The 21981-nt window shown below is 71.2% G+C and carries 19 protein-coding genes; 6 read left to right on the top strand and 13 right to left on the bottom strand.

Translation table 11 applies throughout. From position 1 onward, the window contains the following. Positions 1 to 95 precede the first annotated feature (95 nt). The 5 genes from FFS15_RS07370 to FFS15_RS07350 all read right to left on the bottom strand — a co-directional run bounded on the left by FFS15_RS07370 (position 96) and on the right by FFS15_RS07350 (position 4483). The gene (locus FFS15_RS07370; protein ID WP_137844366.1) at positions 96 to 1652 is read right to left on the bottom strand and encodes a PTS mannitol transporter subunit IICB; all 1557 of its coding nucleotides are present in this window, start codon (positions 1650 to 1652) and stop codon (positions 96 to 98) included. A 34-nt stretch (positions 1653 to 1686) separates the two neighbouring features. Beyond that, on the bottom strand, positions 1687 to 3363 hold the full coding sequence (gene ptsP, locus FFS15_RS07365; protein ID WP_137844365.1) for a phosphoenolpyruvate--protein phosphotransferase: 1677 nt from the start codon (positions 3361 to 3363) through the stop codon (positions 1687 to 1689). A gap of 4 nt (positions 3364 to 3367) precedes the next feature. Next, positions 3368 to 3643: an HPr family phosphocarrier protein gene (locus FFS15_RS07360; protein WP_137844364.1), complete on the bottom strand. Its 276-nt coding sequence runs from the start codon at positions 3641 to 3643 to the stop codon at positions 3368 to 3370. A gap of 67 nt (positions 3644 to 3710) precedes the next feature. Further along, on the bottom strand, positions 3711 to 4055 hold the full coding sequence (locus FFS15_RS07355; RefSeq protein WP_137844363.1) for a PTS sugar transporter: 345 nt from the start codon (positions 4053 to 4055) through the stop codon (positions 3711 to 3713). 86 nt (positions 4056 to 4141) lie between these two features. Continuing rightward, the gene (locus FFS15_RS07350) at positions 4142 to 4483 is read right to left on the bottom strand and encodes a hypothetical protein (RefSeq protein ID WP_137844362.1); all 342 of its coding nucleotides are present in this window, start codon (positions 4481 to 4483) and stop codon (positions 4142 to 4144) included. A 147-nt stretch (positions 4484 to 4630) separates the two neighbouring features. On the opposite strand from FFS15_RS07350, the gene FFS15_RS07345 reads away from it, so the two are divergent. Continuing rightward, on the top strand, positions 4631 to 6562 hold the full coding sequence (locus tag FFS15_RS07345; protein ID WP_137844361.1) for a PTS sugar transporter subunit IIA: 1932 nt from the start codon (positions 4631 to 4633) through the stop codon (positions 6560 to 6562). A gap of 282 nt (positions 6563 to 6844) precedes the next feature. Here FFS15_RS07345 and FFS15_RS07340 read toward each other — a convergent pair whose 3' ends face one another. The 5 genes from FFS15_RS07340 to FFS15_RS07320 all read right to left on the bottom strand — a co-directional run bounded on the left by FFS15_RS07340 (position 6845) and on the right by FFS15_RS07320 (position 12716). Continuing rightward, a complete protein-coding gene (locus FFS15_RS07340) occupies positions 6845 to 7804 on the bottom strand; it encodes a hypothetical protein (protein ID WP_137844360.1) in 960 nt (319 codons plus the stop codon). 201 nt (positions 7805 to 8005) lie between these two features. After that, entirely contained in the window at positions 8006 to 8590 is a 585-nt protein-coding gene (locus tag FFS15_RS07335) for a GNAT family protein (RefSeq protein WP_137844359.1), read from the bottom strand. Positions 8591 to 8618: 28 nt separating this feature from the next. Next, positions 8619 to 10028 carry an MFS transporter gene (locus tag FFS15_RS07330; RefSeq protein ID WP_137844358.1) on the bottom strand — a complete coding sequence of 470 codons (1410 nt, stop codon included), beginning with the start codon at positions 10026 to 10028 and terminating at the stop codon, positions 8619 to 8621. 109 nt (positions 10029 to 10137) lie between these two features. Beyond that, positions 10138 to 11835 (bottom strand): phospho-sugar mutase, encoded by a 1698-nt coding sequence (locus FFS15_RS07325; protein ID WP_137844430.1) that lies wholly within the window; start codon positions 11833 to 11835, stop codon positions 10138 to 10140. A gap of 47 nt (positions 11836 to 11882) precedes the next feature. Then, positions 11883 to 12716, bottom strand: coding sequence for a purine-nucleoside phosphorylase (locus FFS15_RS07320; RefSeq protein WP_137844357.1), 834 nt, complete (start codon positions 12714 to 12716; stop codon positions 11883 to 11885). A gap of 81 nt (positions 12717 to 12797) precedes the next feature. Here FFS15_RS07320 and FFS15_RS07315 point away from each other — a divergent pair, with 81 nt between their 5' ends. Beyond that, positions 12798 to 14255 carry an NAD(P)H-quinone dehydrogenase gene (locus tag FFS15_RS07315; RefSeq protein ID WP_137844356.1) on the top strand — a complete coding sequence of 486 codons (1458 nt, stop codon included), beginning with the start codon at positions 12798 to 12800 and terminating at the stop codon, positions 14253 to 14255. 162 nt (positions 14256 to 14417) lie between these two features. Here FFS15_RS07315 and FFS15_RS07310 read toward each other — a convergent pair whose 3' ends face one another. The 3 genes from FFS15_RS07310 to FFS15_RS07300 form a co-directional block, all read right to left on the bottom strand. After that, a complete protein-coding gene (locus FFS15_RS07310; protein WP_137844355.1) occupies positions 14418 to 14885 on the bottom strand; it encodes a hypothetical protein in 468 nt (155 codons plus the stop codon). A 143-nt stretch (positions 14886 to 15028) separates the two neighbouring features. Beyond that, positions 15029 to 16795: a biotin carboxylase N-terminal domain-containing protein gene (locus FFS15_RS07305; protein ID WP_137844354.1), complete on the bottom strand. Its 1767-nt coding sequence runs from the start codon at positions 16793 to 16795 to the stop codon at positions 15029 to 15031. Positions 16796 to 16870: 75 nt separating this feature from the next. Then, positions 16871 to 17590: a Maf family protein gene (locus FFS15_RS07300; protein WP_137844353.1), complete on the bottom strand. Its 720-nt coding sequence runs from the start codon at positions 17588 to 17590 to the stop codon at positions 16871 to 16873. A 23-nt stretch (positions 17591 to 17613) separates the two neighbouring features. Between FFS15_RS07300 and FFS15_RS07295 the strand changes: the two genes are divergently transcribed. The 4 genes from FFS15_RS07295 to FFS15_RS07280 are packed head-to-tail and all read left to right on the top strand — an operon-like array spanning position 17614 to position 21961. Then, the gene (locus FFS15_RS07295) at positions 17614 to 18987 is read left to right on the top strand and encodes a TRAM domain-containing protein (protein WP_249353823.1); all 1374 of its coding nucleotides are present in this window, start codon (positions 17614 to 17616) and stop codon (positions 18985 to 18987) included. 10 nt (positions 18988 to 18997) lie between these two features. Further along, positions 18998 to 19675, top strand: coding sequence for a response regulator transcription factor (locus FFS15_RS07290; protein WP_137844352.1), 678 nt, complete (start codon positions 18998 to 19000; stop codon positions 19673 to 19675). Further along, on the top strand, positions 19665 to 20912 hold the full coding sequence (locus FFS15_RS07285; protein WP_137844351.1) for an ATP-binding protein: 1248 nt from the start codon (positions 19665 to 19667) through the stop codon (positions 20910 to 20912). Before FFS15_RS07290 ends, FFS15_RS07285 begins: the two co-directional genes overlap by 11 nt. After that, positions 20909 to 21961, top strand: coding sequence for a hypothetical protein (locus FFS15_RS07280; RefSeq protein ID WP_249353821.1), 1053 nt, complete (start codon positions 20909 to 20911; stop codon positions 21959 to 21961). The genes FFS15_RS07285 and FFS15_RS07280 overlap by 4 nt, the downstream gene beginning before the upstream one ends. Positions 21962 to 21981: the final 20 nt, after the last annotated feature.

Genomic DNA, 21981 nt, shown 5'->3' with positions numbered 1-21981 from the left:
CTGTCTAGTTTCGAACGTACCCGGGCCGCCCCGGGGCCGGGAAGGCCACGAGGCCGGAGGCCTCCCGCCGTCCGGCCCCGCAGCGGTCTGGTGTGTCAGTTCTCGTGCTGGTTGCGCACGAGCTCCACGACCTCGTCGTACTTCGGCGAGTTCATGAAGTTGTCGACCGAGATGTGGACCGCATCCGGCGTCTTGGCGCGTGCGCGGTCGGTCAGCTGGTTCTGCGTGATGACCAGGTCGGCTGAGGAGTCGAGGGCCGCGATCGCCTTGTTGACGACGGTGACGTCTTCGATGCCCGCCTTCTTGATCTTGTTGCGCAGCACGCTCGCACCCATCGCCGACGATCCCATGCCGGCGTCGCACGCGAACACGATGTTCTTGATCTCGCGCTCGGTCATGATCGCGGGCTCCACGCCGCCGGCCGCGGCCGTCGCAGCCCCGCCGCGAAGGCCCCCGAGGGCGTCGGACGACTTGCCCTTGGCCGCCTCGGTCTGGGTGATCGCCGCGCCGAACGCGTCGTCGGTGGCCGCCATCGCCGCGAGGTCGCGCTTGCGCGAGGCCCGCAGGATCACGCCCGCGATGAGGAAGGTCACGGTCGCCGAGAGGATCACCGAGAGGATCACCGCGAAGTACGCGCCCGTCGCGGTCTGCGCGAGCACCGCGATGATGCTGCCCGGTGCAGCCGGTGCGCGCAGCGCGCCGCCGAGGAGCATGTTCGTGGTGACACCGGTCATGCCGCCGGCGATGAGCGCCAGGATCAGGATCGGCTTCATGAGCGCGTACGGGAAGTACACCTCGTGGATGCCGCCGAAGAACTGGATCACGGCCGCGCCGGGGGCCGAGGCGCGCGCGGCGCCGAGGCCGAAGAACGTGAACGCGAGCAGCAGGCCGACGCCGGGACCGGGGTTGGCCTCGAGGAGGAACAGGATCGAGGCGTTGTTGTCCGCCTCGGCCGCCTGCTGGATGCCCAGCGGCGTCAGCACGCCGTGGTTGATCGCGTTGTTGAGGAAGAAGACCTTCGCCGGTTCGATCACGATGCTCGTGAGGGGCAGGAGGTTGTTCTCCACGAGCCAGCCCACGGCATTGCTGAGTCCCTGCATGACGCCGTTGACGAGCCAGGCGATCGGGTAGAAGCCCACGACGGCCATCACGAAGCCCCAGATGCCGGCGGAGAACATGTTGACGAGCATCTCGAAGCCCGCCTTGATCTTCCCCTCCCACAGGCTGTCGAGCCACTTCATCGTGTAGGCCGCGAGCGGCGCCATGATCATCGCGCCGATGAACATGTGCACCTCGCCGAGCTGGTCATCCGCAGGCAACGTCGCGTTGACGTTCGCGATCAGCAGGTCGGAGCCCGCGATCGCACCCATCGTCGCGATCGAGGCGACGACGCCGCCGCGGATGCCGTAGACGATGCTGCCGCCGGTGTAGGCGATCAGGAGCGGCAGGAGGTAATGGATGAACGGACCGACGATCGTCGCGAGGTCGGCGTTCGGGGTCCAGCCCACTCCGATGAAGAAGGCGGTGAAGATTCCCCACGCGATCAGCGCGGGGATGTTCGGCATGATCATGCCGGACAGATACGTGCCGAAGCGCTGGACTCCGACTCGTGTCTTGCTGGTGCCCGTCGTGGGCGTTGACGCCGTTGTCATTGCGATCTCCTTGTTTGTTTCGGGTGGCGGCGCGCTAGGCCGCGGGGGTGGTGCTGTTCTCGGCCGCGGCGGCACGCGCCGCGTCCCGGGCGGATGCCGCGCCGGAGGCTTCGAGGGCGGCGGCGGCGATGACCCGCGCGTCGTCGATCGAGTGCTGCAGGAGCGTCGCGCGCACGTCGGCGAGCGCGGTGGGCGCCATCGACAGGCTCGTCGCGCCGAGGCCGACGAGGACGACGGCCAGCAGCGGGTCGGCCGCGGCCTCACCGCAGATGCCGACGGGCTTGCCGTGGATGCGGCCGGCATCGCCGACCTCGCGGATGAGCCGCAGCACCGCGGGGTGCCACGGATCCTGGAACGCCGCGACCGAACCCAGCAGGCGGTCGGCGGCGAGCGTGTACTGCGTGAGGTCGTTCGTGCCGATCGAGGCGAAGTCGGAGTAGGACAGGATCCGGTCGGCCAGCAGTGCCGACGACGGCACCTCGATCATGACGCCGGCGGTCTTCACGCCGTAGTCGCGGGCAAGGTCGGTGAAGTACACCGATTCCTCGACGGTCGCCACCATCGGCGCCATGACCCACAGGTCGGCATCCGTGGCGGCATCGGCCTGGGCGAGGGCGGTGAGCTGCTCGCGCAGGATGTCCTCGCTCGCACGGAGCGCCCGGATGCCGCGAAGCCCGAGTGCGGGGTTCTCCTCGTGCGCGTCGTTGAGGAACGCCAGCGGCTTGTCGGCACCGGCATCCAGCACCCGCACGACCACCTTCTTGCCGGGGAAGGCCGCGAGAAGCTGCGTGTACGACTCGCGCTGCTGCTCGACGGTGGGTGCCTGGCTCGCGCTGAGGAACAGGAATTCCGTGCGGAAGAGGCCGACGCCCTCGGCTCCGAGGGCGACCGCCTCGGCGGCGCCCTCCGGCTTGCCGAGATTCGCCAGCAGCGGCACGGGCGTGCCGTCGGCGAGCGCGCCCGGGGTGAGGGGAGCAGATGCCGCCGACGCGCGCGAAGCCGCACGGGTCTGTGCCCGCTCGAGTTCGTCGGCGGTGGGGTCGGTCGTGACGACGCCGGCTGCCGCATCCACGATCACCGTGTCGCCGTCCGCGAGAGTCGTCGCGCCCAGGGCGCCGACGACCGCGACGATCGCCTTCTCGCGGGCGAGGATCGCGGTGTGCGAGGTCGGTCCGCCGTCGGTGGTGACGAGCGCCAGCACCTTGTCGAGGTCGAGGAGCGCCGTGTCTGCGGGGGCGAGATCCTTCGCCACGAGCACGAACGGGTAGCCCGGATCGGGCACGCCCGGTGCCGGAACCCCGCGCAGGTGCGCGATGACGCGCTGCGCGACATCATCGAGGTCGGCCGCGCGCTCGCCGAGGTAGCCGCCCATCGCGGTCAGCGTGTCGCGGAACGACGCGAACGCGTCGAAGACTGCGAACTCGCTGGTCTTGCCCGCGGCCAGACGCGTGGCGATCTCGTCTTCGAGGGTCGGGTCCTCGGCCATCATGGCCTGCGCCTCGAGCACGTCCTGCGCCGCGCCGCCGGCCTGGGCGCCGCGGGCCTCGAGCTCGCGGGCGACGGCGCCGACGGCCTCCTTCACCCGCGCCGTCTCCTCGTCTGCAGACAGCGTGCTGGGTGCATCGCTCGGGGCGGGCAGAGGTTCGGACATGCGGGCCACGGGGCCTTGGGCGACCCCGAGGCCGATGCCGACACCACGGATCTCAGCCATCGTCCTACTCCGCGTCGTGATCGGTCGTGAGGAGCTCGGAGAGCGTGTCGAGCACGCCTTCGGCCCCGTCGCCGTCGGCGGTCAGGGTGACGTAGTCGCCGTGCTCGACGCCGAGCGCGATGACGCCGAGGATGCTCGCCGCGTTGACGGGGCTGCCGGCGCCCTTGGCGATCGTGACCGGGATGCCGGAATCCTTCGCCGCCTGGGCGAAGAGCTTCGCGGGGCGGGCGTACAATCCGTGCGAGGAGCCGATGTGGACGGTCCGGGAAATGGGGGGCATGTGCGTGACCTCTCTGTCGCTTCGTTTTCGTGTCGAGTCGGTGGTTTGCGGGATGTCGCGGGGAGCGTCAGGGGGGTGGGCCGCCCGCGGTCGGCAGGGTCCCCCCGGAGCCTCCGACCGCGGCGCGGACGAGCGCGAGCGTCCGCGTGCCGTCGAGATCCTGGAAGATGTCGGACGGCAACAGCACCACCGTCGTTCCTCGAAGCGCAGCATCCCGCTCGATGCGCTCGAGCGCATGCACGAGGTGCGGCCCCACGAGGACGACGTCGGCGGCATCGAGATCGATCGGTAGCGAAAGCTCGGTGCCGGCGAAGGCGGTGTAGGCGAGACCCTGGTCATGGGCCGCATGGCGCACGCGCTGTGCGACGAAGGTGCTCGAGGCACCCGCTCCGCAGACCACCAGGATCCTCATCGATCCGCCTCCTCGGTTGCCATTCTTGTGAGAATGCTGGGAGCCGACAACCAGTCGTTCTTCCGCGGGGGCGGAAGGACGCGTGCTCAGCTGAAGTAGGCGCTCGCCTTCGGCGAGTAGAGCAGGATCAGGCCGATGAGCGGCAGCAGGCTGCTGCCGATGACCGCCCACAGGCTGCTTCCGCCGGAGACGAACGCGGCGATCGCGACGGCGATGCCGATCACGAACACGATCGCCATGATGGTGCGCGCGCCGTTGCTGCCGCGGAAGAGACCGAGGCTCACGGCGATGGTGATGATGCCGATCACGATCGAGGCCCACCCCGCCCAGCTGAAGATGTGGAAGATCCCGCTGATGATCGTGAACAGTCCGTTGATCCAAGCGATGACGGCGACGAGCGTGACCCCGCCTGGGCGCTGACCTGCCATGAGCACTCCTTCGTCCGGGGCGGCCACGCCGCCCGTTGGCGCTCACGCTATCGCCCCCGTGGTCGCAGGGCCACGGCATCCGCATGCTCGCCCGCGTGTCGCGACGCGCGTGGTTGACTGGCTCCGGGTCTGCGAGAGAGGAGCACCGTGGCACGAGCGAGGCAGGACAGACTGCTGGGTCTGCTCGCGCGCGACGGTGACTGGGCGACGGCGGCGACGCTCGCCGACGCCATCGGGGTGACTCCGCGCAGCATCCGCTCGTACGTCACCGCGATCAATGCGCGCATCGCTCCCGGCGTCGCGGTCGAGTCCGGTCCGCTCGGGTATCGAGCGGGGACGGATGCCGCAGCCGCCCTCCGCGCCGGCCTCGAGACCGGCACACCTCGCGACCGCCTGCACACGCTCGTGCGGAGCCTGCTCGACGCGCCCGACGGCATCGACGTCTACGAGACGGCCGACGCGCTGTTCGTGAGCACCGCGACCCTCGACGCCGACCTCGCCCGCGTCCGCGGACTTCTCGGCGGCACCGAGCTCACGCTCGAGCGCTCCGCGTCGCGCGCGCGTCTGCGGGGTACCGAAGCGGCGCAGCGGCGCCTTCTCAGCCGTCTCGCGCACGACGAGATGGATGCCGGATCCTTCGACCTCGCGAGTCTTCGACGCACCCTCGGCGAGGGATCGGTCGGCGCGCAGGCGTTCGGGCCGTTCAAGACCGAGCTCGTCGCGCGGCTGGGGGAGCGCGGCTGGTTCGTGAACGAGTTCGGCATCAGCGACGTCGTGATGCACATCGCGATCGCCGCCGATCGCGTGGCTCAGGACCGACCGCTCGAGGCGGTCGCCGCCGATGCTCGCCCCGCCCAGCTCGAGGTCGCCGGCATCATCGCCGAGCTGTCGGAGCGCCACCTCGGCGTCTCCCTCGGCAGCGGCGACCTGCAGCACCTCGCCACCCTCGTGCTGACGCGGGTCGTGGCGCCCGGCGCGCCCGGCGCCGCGACGGGCGACGACCATGCGCGCTCGCGGCTCGAGCCCGACGTCGAACAGGCGGTGCGCGAGGTCGTCGAGCACGCCGCGGCCGAATTCCTCGTCGACATCGCGCACGAGGACTTCATTCTGCGCCTCGCCCTGCACGTGCAGAACCTGCGTCATCGCGCGCGTGAGCAGGCGTGGTCGCGCAATCCGCTGACGCGCTCGTTGAAATCGACCTATCCGATGATCTTCGAGGTCGCCGTGTACATCGCCAGCGGCCTGCACGAGCGCCTCGACATCCCCCTCCTCGACGACGAGATCGCCTACATCGCTATGCACGTCGGCGGGCGGCTCGAGCGCAGCCGGCGCGCCGATCAGCTGCTCACCGCCACGATCGTCTGCCCGGGTTACTACGAGCTGCACGAACTGCTGCGGTCTTCGGTGGACCGGTCGCTCGGGCAGGCGATCGAGGTCGTCGGCGTCGAGACGCGCGTGGATCCCGACTGGACCTCGATCGACACCGACCTCGTGCTGACCACGATCGATCCGCCCGCATCGGGCGAGCGCATCGTGCGGATCCAGCCGTTCCTCACCGACGCCGACGTCGAGCGCGTGCAGGCGGCGGCCGGCCGCATCCGTCGCTCCCGCCGGCTCGCGCGCCTGCGCGCCGAGCTCGAACGGTACGTCGATGCGTCGGCGTTCGTGCGGGGACTGGATGCCGCGGCCGGCGTCGACGGTGCGATCCGCACGCTGGGCGCGCTGCTGGTCGCGCAGGGCGTCATCGACGAGGACTACATCGACCGCACGATCCAGCGCGAGCAGCTCTCATCCACCGCGTTCACCGACGCGCTCGCCGTGCCGCACGCCCTCGGGATGACCGCGACCCGCACCGCGATCGCGATCGGCATCGCCGAGCCCTCGATGCCGTGGGGCGAGGGCCGCGTGCAGGTCGTGGCGATGGTGGCGTTCTCCGAGACCGACCGCGAGGCGTTCCAGACGGTCTTCGAGCAGTTCGTCGAGGTCTTCTCGGAGCGCGACAGCGTGCAGCGGATCGTGCGCCGCGCGACGGACTTCCCCGGCTTCCTCGACGAGCTCGTCGCCGTCATCGACGGCTGAGCGGTTCGCGCGCAGGGGCGGAGGTTCCTCCGGTTCACCCCCGGTTTGGGGCGCGTTCCGTGCGCGGCACGCCGGGAGTGCTGGCGTGTCGCGCACGGAACGCGCCCCGAACCGGTGGGGTGCAGCATCCATGCCCTCCGTGGTGCCCGCGGGGTCGCCGGCCGGCTCATCGGTCGGGTCGACGGTCCCTCTCGGGTTTGGGGCGCGGTGCGTGCGCTACACGCCGGCGGTACTGGCGTGTCGTGCACGTTCGGCGCCCCGAACCGGTCGCGGAAGAGCCGCTCAGCCCGGGGGATGGATGCCGAAGGCGGCCAGTCGCGCGCCGAGCTTCGCCGCCGTCCTGATGTCGGTCCAGCCCCAGCGCACGAGCGGGAGCCCGGTCACTCCGCGGATCCAGTCCTCGCGCTGCTTCTCGTCGTCGAAGACCTCGTCGGGGGTTCGGTCGACGAGCAGGCGTCCGTCCTCGTACTTGATCCGGCCGTCGAACTCGCCCAACGCCCTCACATCGCCGAGCCCGAAGTCGACGTAGTACATGCGTCCATTGCGAGCCGATGGGACCGCGACCTGCAGTTGAGGTCGGCGGAACCCGAGTTCGGCGAGCCGGATGCGGCTGATGCTCTCGCCCGGGAGCTGTGCCCGGCCGTCGGCGAACCGCAGCACGCGCTGCGCGGCCGATACTCCGTGCGCGCTGCGCCGCGCGATCTCGAGCGCCGTCGCGCGGAACTCCTCAGCCGTGTCGTGGTCGTACTCGTGCGGCTCGGGCGTGCACCGCATGCGCAGCGCCGCATCGCCCACCGTGACCGCTGACTCGAACGTCGCCGTGCGCGCCATATCGGCGACCGTGCGTTCCAGTGACGTGCAGCGGATGTCGTCGACGACGACAACGTCGCCATCGGGCAGCTCGCCGCGATGGCGCACGACTCCGCCGGCGGCGCCGGGCCTGCCCTCGGACACGATCGCGTGCACGCGCGTCGCGGATGCGCGGTAGAGCGCAGCTCCGTGAACGGCTCCCGCCGTCTCGTGCGAGAACACCGGCGGCTCCTCAGACGCGGCGGCGAGGGCACGCGCGCGGGCGACGATCCGCATCTCGGGCGATGCCCGCTCCCATTCGTCGCCGACGGCGAACAGGCCGCGGCGGAGGGGGACCAGCATCCCGTTCGCGATCAGTTCTCGACGTCGCCGAGACGAATAGCCCCAGTCGGCGAGCTCGGCGTGGCTGAGGAGTCGCGGTTCGCTCTGCATGCCCCGATCGTCGGTCCCGGCGGAGAGTCCGGGGTGTCGGCATCCGTCATTGTGGACAACCGCAGGCCGGTTGCCTTCGGGGGAGGAACGGTCGACCCGACCCCGTTCGGGGCGCCGAACGTGCGCGACACTCCGGGTGCGCCGGCGTGTCTCGCGGGTATCGCGCCCCGAACCGGGCAGGACACACCGGCCGCCGCACCGCTATCCGCGGCGCAGGCGCTCCTCGAGGCCGAGGCGCACGGCAGGCCACTCGCCGGGCAGGATCGAGAACACGACCGTGTCGCGGAGCGTGCCGTCGGGGCCGAGGCGGTGATTGCGCAGGATGCCGTCCTGCTTCGCCCCGAGACGTGCGATCGCCGCACGCGACTGCCGGTTGTGCCAGTGCGTGCGGAACTCGACGGCGATCGCGTCACATCCCTCGAACGCGTGGGCGAGCATGAGCAGCTTCATCGCGGTGTTCACCGCGGTCCGCTGTGCTTCGACACCGATCCACGTGTGGCCGATCTCGACGTGCCGATGCGACTGGTCGATGTTGCAGAACGTGGTCGTGCCGACCACGCGTCCTGTGTCGAGGCGCCGCACGGCCCACGGGTTCATGCTGCCCTCGGCGTGCCACGCGAGGCGCTGCGCGACGTCGGAAGCCATCGCATCGGGAGTCGGCACCGACGTGTACCACGCGTGCTCGAGCCCGACGGCGGCGTCGGCGAGTTCGCCGGCGTGGTCGGCCTCAAGGGGCTCGAGTCGGACGTGGGCGTTCTCGAGGACGACGGGGTCTGTCAGCAGCACCCCTCGAGCGTAGAGCCCGCGCCCGCCCTCACGCGTTCTTGTGCATCGCAGCCTCGACCGCGGCAGCCGCCTCCGCCGGATCGTGGTCGCCCACGCGCGCGGCGGCGCGGGCGGCCGTGATCGCACGCTGACCGGCGGGAAGCCACACGGCGAGCCCGACGACGACGAAGGTGAGCAGACCCGCGGCGATCAGCAGCCATTCGATCGGCATGACATCCGCCAGCGGCCCGAACGCCACCATGCCGATCGGCATGGCGACGGCCATCACGATGCCGACGAACCCGAAGACGCGCCCCTGCCGCTCGGGCTCGACCGTCTCCTGCAGAAGCGTCATCGACGGCGTCGAGAAGAACGGCACCGCGAGCCCGACCAGGAACATGAACCCGAAGAACACCCACACGTTCGGCGACAGCCCGAGTCCGATCGACAGTGCCCCGAAGACGAGCGACGAGATCACGATCAGCGCGATGCGACTGCGCTTGGCGAAGAACGTGGCGATGAGGATGCCGCCGAGCATCATTCCGACACTGAACGAGATCTCGAGAACGGCGAGGTTGACGACGTCCTGTGACGCGCCTGCCGGGAACGAGCGCACCAGCATGAGGGGCGTGAGGTTGGACGGTGCCACCGTCAGCAGGAAGATGATCGCGAACAGCACGAGGAGCCACCGCACGAACGCGTGGTGCGCGACGTAGCGAACTCCGTCGACGAGGTCGGCGAAGTACCCGGTGTGGGCGTCTGCGGCGCGTCGTATGGTTCCGACCGGGATGAACGCGAGGAAGGCGATGCCGATCGCCGCCGTCACGACGTCGATGAAGAAGATCGGCACGAGCGCCGTCGCGCTCCCCCCGGAGGCGATCGAAGCCCACGCGTAGATCGCCCCGGCGGCTGCCGGCGCCAGCAGCGCCATCGCCGACTGGATCGAGCCGTTGATGCCGTTCACGCGCATGAGGTTGCGAGTCGGGGTGATCTGCGGGATGAGCGCGGCGACGGCGGGCATCTGGATGCCGGCTCCGGCCGAGCGGATCGCGAGCGCGGCGAAGATGAGCCACGGCGCGTCGTAGCCCGTCATCATGACGAGTGCCAGGGCGAGCGTCGTGATCGCGATCGCCGCGTCGGCGCCCATGATGAGGAACTTGCGGTTGTGCCGGTCGGCCCACACGCCGCCGAAGACCGAGATGATCGCCTGCGGCAGGAACCCGAAGACCGCGGCGAGGGTCATGATCAGCCCCGACTGATAGGTGATCGTGAGGTACCAGAACACCGCGTACTGCACGAGCATCGAGCCGAACAGGCTTGCCGTCTGACCGCTCAGGAACAGGATGACACTGCGTCGCCAGTGCGGCGGATCGGGCGTCGCCTCCGCGCCGGGCGAATCCACTGCAGCGACGGATGCCGAGGCCACGGCATCCGTCTCGTCGTTGTGCCGCCCCGTCATCGTGCGCTCCTCGCCTCGATCGCGCGATCGTGATGCTGATCGCGATATATCGCGAGTGAGACTGTAGCACGCACCGCGGACACGCGTCGCGGCCAGCGTTCGCCGGGGCTCAGCCGCCGTGCTCGGAGAGCAGAGCGCGCGTGCCCGCGGCCAGCGCCGTGATGCGCGTGTCGGCGTCTTGTCTCGAGTCTCCGCGCACGTCGAGATACAGCTTGAGCTTGGGCTCGGTGCCGCTCGGCCGCACGATGACGCGGGATCCGTCGGTGAGCCACAGCCGCAGCACATCCCCGGGCGGGAAGCCGTCCACGCCCTCGAGCAGATCGTCGACGCGGGCGACGTCGACATCGCCGACGGCGGAGGGATGCTGCGCCCGCAGCGCCGCCATGATGCGCGCGATCGTCGACACATCGTCGACCCGGATCGAGATCTGGTCGCTGGCGAACGCTCCGAAGGTGTCGTCGAACTCGGCGAGGAGGTCATTCACGCTCGCGCCGCGTCCGCGTGCCTCCGACACCATGCCGAGCATGGCGACGGCGGCGGAGATGCCGTCCTTGTCGCGTACCGTCTCGGGGTTGACGAGGTATCCCAGCGCCTCCTCGAACCCGAACACCAGCCCGGGTGCGCGCGAGATCCACTTGAACCCCGTCAGGGTGGCGTGGAAGTCGAGCCCGTAGTGATCGGCTACGGCCTTCAGGCCCGGCGACGAGACGAGCGAGCAGGCGAGCGACGAGCCGGCGGTCAAGCCGTCTTCCGCCGCGAGACGCGCGGCGCGCCAGCCGAGCAGCAGCCCGATCTGGTTGCCGGTGAGGCGCCGCCAGCCGCCCTCGGCCCCGTCATCGGGGATCGCGACGGCGAGGCGGTCGGCATCCGGGTCGTTCGCGATGACCAGCTCTGCGCCCGTCTCTCGCGCCGTCTCGAAGGCGAGGTCCATCGCCCCCGGCTCCTCCGGATTGGGGAACGACACCGTCGGGAAGGCGCCGTCGGGATCGAGTTGCGCGGTCACCGGGTCGGGCGTGGGGTAGCCGGCATCCTCGATGATCCGCGCGAACGTCTCCCAGCCGACGCCGTGCATCGCGGTGTAGACCCAGCGGAGCCCGTCTGCACCCTCGGGTGCGGGGGCGACGGCGGCGGTCGCGGCGATGTACTCGTCGACGAGCGACTCGGCGGCGTGCTCGTACCCGAGCGAGCGGGGGAGCGCGCCCACCTCGGCATCGTCGGCCACGCGCTGGATGTGCGCGGCGATCTCGGCGTCGGCGGGAGCGACGATCTGCGACCCGTCGTTCTCGCCGCCGAGGTACACCTTGTAGCCGTTGTCGTTGGGCGGATTGTGGCTGGCGGTGACCATGACGCCGGCCGCGGCGCCGAGGCGGCGCACCGCGAACGCCAGCACGGGGGTGGGCAGCAGCCGCGGCAGCAGCACGGTGCGCAGCCCCGCGCCGGCGAAGATCTCGGCGGAGTCCTGCGCGAAAACGGAGGAGTTCCGTCGCCCGTCGTAGCCGACCACGACCGTCGGCGCGTCGTCGGGCTCGATCTCGTCGTCGGGGCCGATGCCCGCCTTCTCGCGCACGAAGGCCGCGAGTCCGGCAGCGGCCTGGGCGACGAGCACGCGGTTCATGCGGTTCGGACCCGCTCCGAGCTCGCCGCGCAGTCCCGCGGTGCCGAACGCGAGGCGCGCGGCGAAGCGGTCTTCCAGGTCGGCCGCCGCTGCGGCGTCGCCGCCCTCGGCCGCTTCGATCAGCGCACGCAGTTCGGCGCGCGTCTCGCCGTCCGGGTCCTGCGCGAGCCACGCGTGCGCGCGCTCGGCAATGGCGGCGGGACCGACATCCGTCCCCTCGGCGTCGCCCCCCGGGCCGCTCACAGCGCGCCGATCACGCGGGCGAGGAGCGAGGAGATCACCGGTTCGGCTTCGCGGCCGGCGTCGATCACCTCCTGGTGGCTGAGAGGGGTGGTCTGGATGCCGGCGGCCATGTTCGTGATGAGCGAGAAGCCCAGGATCTCCATGCCGGCCTGACGTGCCGCGATCGCCTCGAGGGCGGTCGACATGCCGACGATGTGGCCGCCGATCGTCTTCGCCATGCGCACCTCTGCGGGCGTCTCGTACTGGGGTCCGCGGAACTGGCAGTAGACGCCCTCGTCGAGTGCCGGATCGATCGTGCGCGCGAGGTCGCGCAGGCGCATCGAGTACAGGTCGGTGAGGTCGATGAAGGTCGCGCCCTCGAGCGGCGAGTCGCCGGTGAGGTTGATGTGGTCGCTGATGAGCACGGGTGTTCCCGGTTTCCACGTGGGCTTGATGCCGCCGGCGCCGTTGGTGAGGACCATCGTGCGCGTGCCCGCGGCGGCCGCGGTGCGCACGCTGTGGACGACGCGGCGCACGCCATGACCCTCGTAGTAGTGCGTGCGTGCGCCGATCACGAGCACGTGGCGACCCTTCGGGGTGCGAACGCTGCGGAGGGTTCCGACATGCCCCTCGAGCGCGGGACGGCTGAAGCCGGTCACCTCGGTCGCGGGGAACGCGGCGGTGGTCTCGCCGATGAGCTCTGCCGCCTTTCCCCATCCGCTTCCGAGGGTCAGCGCGATGTCGTGCCGATCGACGCCGGTGAGGCGCGCGATGTCGGCTGCGGCGGCCGCCGCGACCTCGAACGGATCGGCGGTGGGATCGTCGAGCGGATTGCCGGTGGTGTCAGACATGCCCCCACTCTAGAAACGCGCGGCCCTCAGGGCCAGTACAACCGGGCCGGATGTCATGGCGTCGGCCTCGCGAGGGGGAGAATGGGACGCATGTCCTTGAGCTTCGAGCGCACCCAGAGCGTCGCCGTCATCGGCGGCGGACCCGGCGGCTACGAAGCGGCGCTCGCCGCCGCCCAGCTCGGGGCGGAGGTGACGGTGGTCGAGCGCGCCGGGATCGGCGGCTCGGCCGTGATCACCGACGTCGTGCCCTCGAAGACCCTGATCGCCACGGCCGACGCCGCCGTCGCGATCCGCGGCGCGGGCGACCTCGGCGTGCAGCTGTTCGCCAAAAGCGACAGCGGCAAGCCGCTCAAGCCCGAGATCGCGATCAACCTCACGGCGGTCAACAAGCGACTGCTGTCGCTCGCCCGTCAGCAGTCCGACGACATGCGCGCGTCGCTGGCCGAGGCCGGCGTCCGGATCATCTCCGGCCACGGACGTCTCGAGGGCGAGAACGCCGTCGTGGTGTCGACCGGTCCCGGCGGCACCGACTTCGATCGCATCGAGGCCGACACGCTGCTGGTGTCCACCGGCGCGTCGCCCCGCGAGCTGCCGACGGCCAAGCCCGACGGCGAGCGCATCCTCACGTGGACGCAGCTGTACGACATGAAGGAGCTGCCGACGCACCTCATCGTCGTGGGCTCGGGCGTCACCGGCGCCGAGTTCGCCGGCGCCTACATGAACCTGGGGGCCAAGGTCACGCTCGTCTCGAGCCGCGATCAGGTGCTTCCGGGCGAAGACACGGATGCCGCAGCCGTCCTCGAGAAGGTCTTCAAGCGCGGCGGCATGACGCTGCTCTCGAAATCCCGCGCCGACAAGGTCGAGCGCGCCGGCGACGGCGTCGTCGTGACGCTGTCCGACGGCCGCACCGTCGAGGGCAGTCACTGCCTCATGGCGGTGGGGTCGATCCCGAACACCGCGGGCATCGGACTCGAGCAGGCAGGCGTCCAGATGACCGAGTCGGGGCACATCCAGGTGAACCGCGTCGCGCGCACCTCGGTGCCGAACATCTACGCGGCAGGAGACTGCACCACTTTCGTGCCGCTCGCCTCGGTCGCCTCGATGCAGGGCCGTACGGCCGTATTCCACGCGCTCGGCGACGTCGTGATCCCGCTGGAGCGTCGCCGGATCACCTCGAACATCTTCACCGCTCCCGAGATCGCGACGATCGGCTGGCAGGAGAAGGACATCGCCGAGGGCCTCATCAACGGCGTCGTCCACAAGCTGCCGCTCGCCTCGAACCCGCGCGCGAAGATGATGGGCATCAAGGACGGCTTCGTCAAGCTCATCGCGCGGCAGGGGAGCGGCACCGTCATCGGCGGCGTCATCGTCGGCCCCCGTGCCTCCGAGCTCATCTACCCGATCGCGATCGCCGTCGAGCGCCGCCTCACGGTCGATCAGGTCTCGCGCGTGTTCGCGGTGTATCCGTCGCTGTCGGGCAGCATCACCGACGCCGCACGCGCGATGCACGTGGTGGACCACACCGTCTACGGCGGCTGAGTCTTCGCGGAGGCGGCGGCCGCAGCATCCGTCCCCCCTTCTTCGGTGTTTGGGGCGCCGTACGTGCGCGACACGCCGATGGCGTCGGCGTGTCGCGCACGGATCGCGCCCCGAACCCGGTGACGGGGAGGGCGAGTGGATGCCGCAGCCTGCGGCATCCGGTCAGGGCGCCGTGCCGACCACGGCGACGACGAAGGTGGTCGCAGCGTCCGAGCGGGTCGCGCGGGTCTCGACCGTGCTGACGTCCGCGATCGAAGCGGCACCGTCGAGCCCGACCTCGATGATCTCGGGCTCTGCGGTGCACGCGACAGGGAGTTCTGCCGAGACACCGACGCCCTCGCCACTGAGCGCGTAGCCGAACTGGGCTGTGCCGCCGCCGAAGCACGCCACCTCGAACGCGGTCACCTCGACCGGGGTGTCGAACGACAGGGTGCTGCCGTCTTCGGCAGTCGTGCTCGTCGTTCCCGACATGGTGCCCAGCACATCGGTGCGCCCGTCCAGGCTCTCCTCCTGGGCGGTCCGCCACTCCTGCGCGGCCGTCTGGTCGACGGCCGCCGACGGCGCACACCCCGCCAGCAGCAGCGCGGTGAGGGCGAGGAAGCTCAGCGCGAGCCGGGGTCTCAGGAGCATGGGTTCACCGTAGTGCCCGCGCAGAGCGGGTTCGGGGCGCCGAACCCGCGCGACGCGCCGCGCCCGTCGGCGTGTCGCGCACGTGGGGCGCCCCAAAACCGGGACGCGAACGACGGCGAGCGGAGGCCGACCCGCCGCCGCGGTCAGCTGATGGTCAGCAGCTGGTGCCCCGCCGAAACCGTGGTTCCGGGGTCGGCGTCGATCGCACCGACCGTGCCGTCCTTGTGGGCCTGGATCGGCTGCTCCATCTTCATCGCCTCGAGCACCACGACCAGGTCGCCCTTGACGACCTGCTGGCCGTCCTCGACCGCGAGCTTCACGATCGTCGCCTGCATCGGCGCCTTGACGGCATCGCCCGACACACCCGCGACGACCGACGGCGTGTGCGAGCGGCGCGACGGCGGCACGGCGGCCGGTCTGCCGGCCACGCCCGGGGTCGCCGCGACGCGGTCGGGAAGGCTCACCTCGAGGCGCTTGCCGGCGACCTCGACCACGACGATGTGGCGGCCCTCGCCCGGAGCCGGGGCCGAGAGCTCGCCGTCCCACGGCGGGATGTCGTTGTCGAACTCGGTCTCGATCCAGCGGGTGAACACGCCGAACCGGCCGTCCTCGGCGGTGAAGGCCGGGTCGCTGACCACCTTGCGGTGGAAGGGGAGCACGGTGGGGAGCCCCGCGACCTCGAACTCGTCGAGCGCGCGGCGCGAGCGGGCGAGCGCCTCGGCGCGGTCGCGGCCCGTGACGATGATCTTGGCCAGCAGCGAGTCGAACGCCCCCGACACGCTGTCGCCGGCGGTCACGCCGGAGTCGAGGCGGATGCCGGGGCCTCCGAACGTCTTGAAGACGTGGATGGGTCCGGGCTGGGGCAGGAATCCGCGGCCGGGGTCTTCACCGTTGATGCGGAACTCGATCGAGTGGCCGTCGGCGACCGGGTCGTCGTAGCCGATCTCCTCGCCTTCGGCCAGGCGGAACTGCTCGCGCACGAGGTCGACGCCGGTGATCTCCTCCGAGACCGGGTGCTCGACCTGCAGGCGCGTGTTCACCTCGAGGAACGAGATCGTGCCGTCGGCGCCGATCAGGAACTCGCACGTGCCCGCGCCGACATAGCCGACCTCGCGCAGGATCGCCTTCGACGACTCGTAGAGGATGCGGTTCTGCTCGTCGCTCAGGAACGGCGCCGGTGCCTCTTCGACGAGCTTCTGGTGCCGGCGCTGCAGCGAGCAGTCGCGGGTCGAGATGACGACCACGTTGCCGGCGGCATCGGCGAGGCACTGCGTCTCGACGTGGCGCGGCTTGTCGAGGTACTTCTCGACGAAGCACTCGCCGCGTCCGAATGCGCTGATGGCCTCACGGGTCGCGGATTCGAAGAGCTCGGGGATCTCCTCGACGGTGCGGGCGACCTTGAGGCCGCGGCCGCCGCCGCCGTACGCCGCCTTGATGGCGATCGGCAGGCCGACCTCCTGGGCGAAGGCCACGACCTCGTCGGCGCCGTCCACCGGGCCCGGCGTGCCGGGTGCCAGGGGCGCGCCGACCTTCTCGGCCACGTGGCGCGCAGTGACCTTGTCGCCGAGGGCCTCGATCGCGTCGGGCGAGGGTCCGATCCAGATCAGGCCGGCGCCGATCACCGCGCGGGCGAAATCGGCGTTCTCGGCGAGGAACCCGTAGCCGGGGTGCACCGCGTCGGCGCCCGAGCGACGCGCGACCGACAGGATCTTCTCGATCGACAGATACGTCTCGGCGCTCGTCGTGCCGTCGAGGGCATATGCCTCGTCGGCGAGCCGCGCGTGCATGGCGTCGCGGTCCTGATCAGCGTAGACGGCGACGGAGGACTTGCCCGCGTCTCGGGCGGCGCGGATGACGCGGACGGCGATCTCGCCGCGGTTCGCGATGAGCACCTTGGCGATATGAGGCATGGGTGCCAGCCTACCCACGGGGAAGGCGCCCCTTTTGAGCGGTTCGCACAAGAACCGACGAAGAACGTGGGCTCCCTACGACAAAGTCGGCGTGTCGAGCATCGCATCGCCCGAGGCATCCGCTGCTGCATGCGCCTCGAGTGACGGGTCGACCGTGTGCCATAGGTCGGTCCACTCGACGCCGAGCTCGCGCACGAGGTCCCGCAGCATCGACAGCGACATGCCGACGACGGTCGACGGGTCGCCCTCGATCCGCGTGATGAACGCTCCGCCGAGGCTGTCGACCGTGAAGGCCCCGGCGACGTGCAGCGGCTCGCCCGAGGCGACGTAGGCGTCGATCTCTGCATCCGTCACGTCACTCGCGAAGGTGACGGATGCCGCGGCGATGCCGTGCACCTCGCGCGGCGCCGCTCGAGGTGACAGGCGCACCACGGCGTGGCCGGAGTGCAGCACGCCGGTGCGCCCGCGCATCGCGTGCCATCGGGCGACGGCGTTCTCCGCGGTGTGCGGCTTGCCGAGCACTTCGCCGTCGAGCTCGAACATCGAGTCGCCGCCGATGACGACGCCGTCGAAGTCCGGGATGTCGTCGGCGAGCCGTGCGGCCACGTCGGCGGCCTTCCGTCGCGCCAGCAGCAGCACGTGCTCATCGGGAGCGAGGACGCGCTCCTCGGCCGCCTCGACGGCGGCGATGACGGCCTCTTCGTCGACGTCGGGGGCGACGGTGAGGGGACGGATGCCGAACTGCCGCAGCAGCATGAGCCGGGCGGGCGAGGTCGAGGCGAGGCACACGCGCATGAGGTCCACCGTAGGCTCTCACCGTGGATGCATCGACAGAATCAGCGGACGGGATCGTCGATCTCGAGATCACGGATGTCGCTCACGGCGGCGTCTTCGTCGCCCGGCACGAGGGTCGCGTCGTGTTCGTTCCCGACGCGATCCCCGGGGAGCGGGTGCGTGTCCGCCTGACGGATCCGGCGACGGGGACGGATGCCGACACCCGGCGCTTCTGGCGCGGCGAGGCTCTCGAGGTGCTCGACGCGTCGCCCGATCGCCGCGCGCACGTGTGGCGCCAGGCCGACATCGACGTCCCGCCGGAGCAGAGACCCGGAGGCGCGGACTTCGGACACATCGCGCTGGATGCGCAGCGCGCGCTGAAGCTCCGCGTCCTCCGCGACGCGCTCCAGCGGTTCGGGCGCATCGACCTGCCGGTGGAGATCGCCGAGGCCTTCCCGCCGCGCGACGACGCCGGCGTCCCGCTCGAGGAGGAGGAGAGCGCCGACGGCACCGGCTGGCGGACGCGCGTGAGCCTCCACGTCGACGAGGAGGGCCGCATCGGCCCGTACGCCGCGCGCAGCCACCGCGTCATCGAGGTGGAAGACCATCCGCTCGCGACCGCCGCGATCGAGCGGGCTGCTGCCGAGCTGCGCACCGGGGCGGTCGGACGCATCGATCTCGTCCAGCCCGCAGACGGCCGCGTGCGCGTGCTGCCGCGGCCCGAGGAACGGCGCACACGTGGGCGCGGCCGACCCCGGCGCCCGGCATCCCCGGCACCGCGGCCGTCCGAACTGATCGTCGAGACGGTCGCGGGCCGGGACTTCCGCGTCGATGTCGGCGGCTTCTGGCAGGTTCACCGCCTCGCAGCGGCATCGCTCACCGCGGTCGTCGCCGATGCGCTTCGCTCACTCTCGGGCGACGGCGCGGCGATCGATCCCGACGCGTGGCACCTCGACCTCTACGGCGGGGTGGGGCTGTTCGCGGCGACCCTCGGCGACCTGGGCGGCTCGTCGACCCGCGTCACCTCGGTGGAGTCGGATCCTCGAGCCACGGAGCACGCGGGCGAGAATCTCGCGGAGTGGGTCGGAGCGCGGGCCGAGACAGCGCGCGTCGACCGGTGGGTCGCACGGCTGAGTGCCGAGGCATCGGCCGCTGAGCGGGAGCGGCTCTCGCGCGGCGTCGTGCTGCTGGATCCGCCGCGGTCCGGCGCCGGCCGGCAGGTCGTCGAGGGCATCGCCTCGCTCGCACCCGCGAGTGTCGTCTACGTCGCGTGCGATCCGGTCGCCCTCGCGCGCGACCTCGCCACATTCCGTGACGCCGGCTACGAGACGACCGGGGTTCGGGCCCTCGACCTCTTCCCGAACTCGCACCACGTCGAGGCCGTCGCGACCCTCACCCCGATCACGGCGCGCGGCTAGAGTGGCGGGCATGACGCGCGTCGCACTCATCGACGACCACGAGTCGGTGCGGCTCGGGCTCGCGGCCGCCTGCGCCCGCGTCGGCACGAAACAGGTGGTGTTCTCGGGGAGCACTGTCGCGGACTATCTCGACTGGCGAGCGTTCAGCATGGCACCGCCGGCAGACGTGGTCGTCCTCGACCTCACGCTCGGCGACGGCACCACCGTCACCGAGAACGTCCGGCGCCTGGTGGTCGACGGCTCCAGCGTGATCATCCACAGCGTGGCAGACCGGCCCGCCGCGGTCCGCGAGGCGCTCGTCGCCGGCGCCGCCGGCGTCGTCAGCAAGTCTTCGCGCATCGACGAGGTCATCGCCGCGATCGGCACCGTCGCGCGCGGGGAGGCGCTCAACAACGTCGAATGGGCCAGCGCCGTCGAGGGCGATCGCGAGTTCGCCGACGCGCAGCTGTCCGCCCGCGAGCGGGACGTGCTGAGGCTCTACGCCGCCGGCCTCCCCCTCAAGGTCGTCGCCGATCGACTCGGGGTCGCCTACTCCACCGCCAAGGAGAACATCACGCGCATCCGCGTGAAGTACGTCGAGGTGGGCCGCCCCGCCCCCACGAAGATCGATCTCCTGCACCGGGCGATGGAGGACGGCATCCTGGCGCAGTCCGTGGTCGATCCGGGGGACGGCCCCGGTGGCGGCTGACACACCCACAGCGAGCCTCGACACCGCGTGGGGGCTCATTCCCCCGACGCGCGCGGAGACCGCCGGGATCGGGTCATTCACGCGCACGCGTGTCGAACGGATCCTCGCCCTCTCCAGCGGGCTGGGAGCTCTCGTGGTCGGCGCGCAGGCGCTGGTGACGGCCCTCGGCCCGGCCGTCGAGCGCCCGGGGTGGCATGAGCCGCTCATGCTCGCCGTCTTCGTGCCGCTGACGGCGATGGTCCTGGCATGCATGATCGGCCGTGGGGTCCGCATCACCGCAGGCGTCTTCGCGGTCGCCTATGTCGTCGCGTTGGCCGCATGGCCCATCGCGACCGCCGGGACCACGGCGTCGCCGACGGATCAGCCGTGGCTCTGGTACCTCGTCAACGTCGCGACACTCGCCGCGGTGCTGGCCTTCCCCTTCCCGCTCCAGGTGCTGTGGACGCTGCTCGTGCCGCTGCTCTACGGCGTCGTGCGTCTCGTGACGGGAGGGTTCGCACCCGACTTCTGGATCGCCGTCGGCCTCGAGATCTCGTTCTCGCTCATTCTCGGCGGCATGATCCTCACGCTCGGCTGGGTGTTCCGCTCGGTCGCGGCGAACGTCGACGCGACGCGTGCCCGGGCGGTGTCGTCGTACGCGCAGGCCGCCGCGGCAGACGCCCTGGAACAGGAGCGCGTCGCCGTCGCGGCGCTCATGCACGACAGCGTGCTCGCGGCGCTCATCGCCGCCGAGCGCGCCGAGACCCCCCGCGAGCGCACCCTCGCGGCGGCGATGGCCCGCGACGCTCTCACGCGGCTCGCGAACGCCGAGCAGGACGTGCACGAGGGCAGTGACGACCCGCGCGACCCGCAGAGCGTGGCCGACGACCTCGAGCTCGCCGCGCGCGAGGTCGGCGTCGAGCTCACAGTCGACCGGATCGTCTCCGATGACGCCCTCGAGGTGCCCGGGCGCGTCGCGCGCGCGCTCGGACTCGCCGCCACGCAGGCCGTCGCGAACGCCGTGCAGCACGCCGGCGGAGTCGGGCTCGCAGCGCGGCTCGAGGCGGACGCAGCCGGCCTCGGCATCACCGTCCGTGACGACGGCGAGGGCTTCGATCTCGACGATGTGCCCGACGATCGCCTCGGCATCCGCGCCTCGATCCTCGCGCGGGTCGCGGCCGTAGGCGGCACCGTCTCGATCGACTCGGGGTCCCGGGGCACGATTGTGCGGCTCGCGTGGAGCGGAGGGCCGTCGTGATCAGCGTCCGTCTGGTGCTCATGGGTCTGGCGGTCGCATTCACGGCGTACCTCGCCGCTCGCGGGCTGTGGTGGACGGGACCGGTGGAGCAGCCGCTCGTCATGGCCGCCACCCTCGGCCTCTACCTGCTCACGGCGCTGCTCTGCGTGTTCTGGGAGCCGAAGGGCACCACGGGGTCGGTGGATGCCGCGGCCGCCCAGCATCCACGCGGGCCGGTTCAGCTGCCCCGCGTGGCACAGGTCCTCGCGCTCGCGTGCGCATTCATCGTGCCGAGTGCGGTGGCGGTCGCCGTGGGACCCGAGTCCCGCACCACGACCTACGCGACGTGGTATCTCGGCGGCATCGGTGCGCTCATGACGATCGTCATGGTGCGCCGCCGCCCCTGGACGGCATGGATCGGGGTCGCAGCGCTCACCGTCGCCTCGATGCTGTGGATGGGTCCGGCCGAGGCGCTCGCGCTCGGACTCGTCGGCTCGATCGTGTGGGTGGCGGTCGCGCAGCTGCTGCTGATGTCGATCGACCGCGCCGCCGCCGACACCGCCCGGCTCGCGCAGCTGCAGCGCGCGGCATCCGCGTGGCAGACCTCGCAGGTCGTGCGTCAGCGCGAACGGCGGGTGCAGATCCAGCAGGCGCTCGCGGTCGCGGGACCCGTGCTCTCGCGCACCGTGGCGACCGGAGGCGAGCTCAGCCTCGCGGATCGGCTCGAGGCGCGGCTCGCCGAGGGGCGGCTCCGTGACGAGATGCGCGGCCCTCGACTGCTCGACGACGATGTGCGTGCCGAACTCGAGCACGCACGTCGACGCGGCGCGAACGTGACGGTGCTCGACGAGGGCGGTCTCGAGGGCTCGAGCGAAGCCTCGCTGCGGATCATCCGCGCGCAGCTGGCCGAGACGCTGCACTCGGCGGTCTCGGAGCGCCTCTACATCCGCACCTCACCGCACGATCGCATCGCGGTGACGGTCGTCGGTCGCTCGGCGTCCGTCGGCGCACCGTCCGACGAGGACGCCGTGGACCTGTGGCGCGAGATCCCGCACCCGAACGCGGTCTGACGCCTGTCTGAGGGCGCTTC

It is taken from the genome of Microbacterium sp. 2FI (genome assembly GCF_005502885.1).
Taxonomy (GTDB): domain Bacteria; phylum Actinomycetota; class Actinomycetes; order Actinomycetales; family Microbacteriaceae; genus Microbacterium.
The sequence above is the reverse complement of the archived record's forward strand: the minus strand, read 5'-3'. Positions and strand labels throughout refer to the sequence as shown.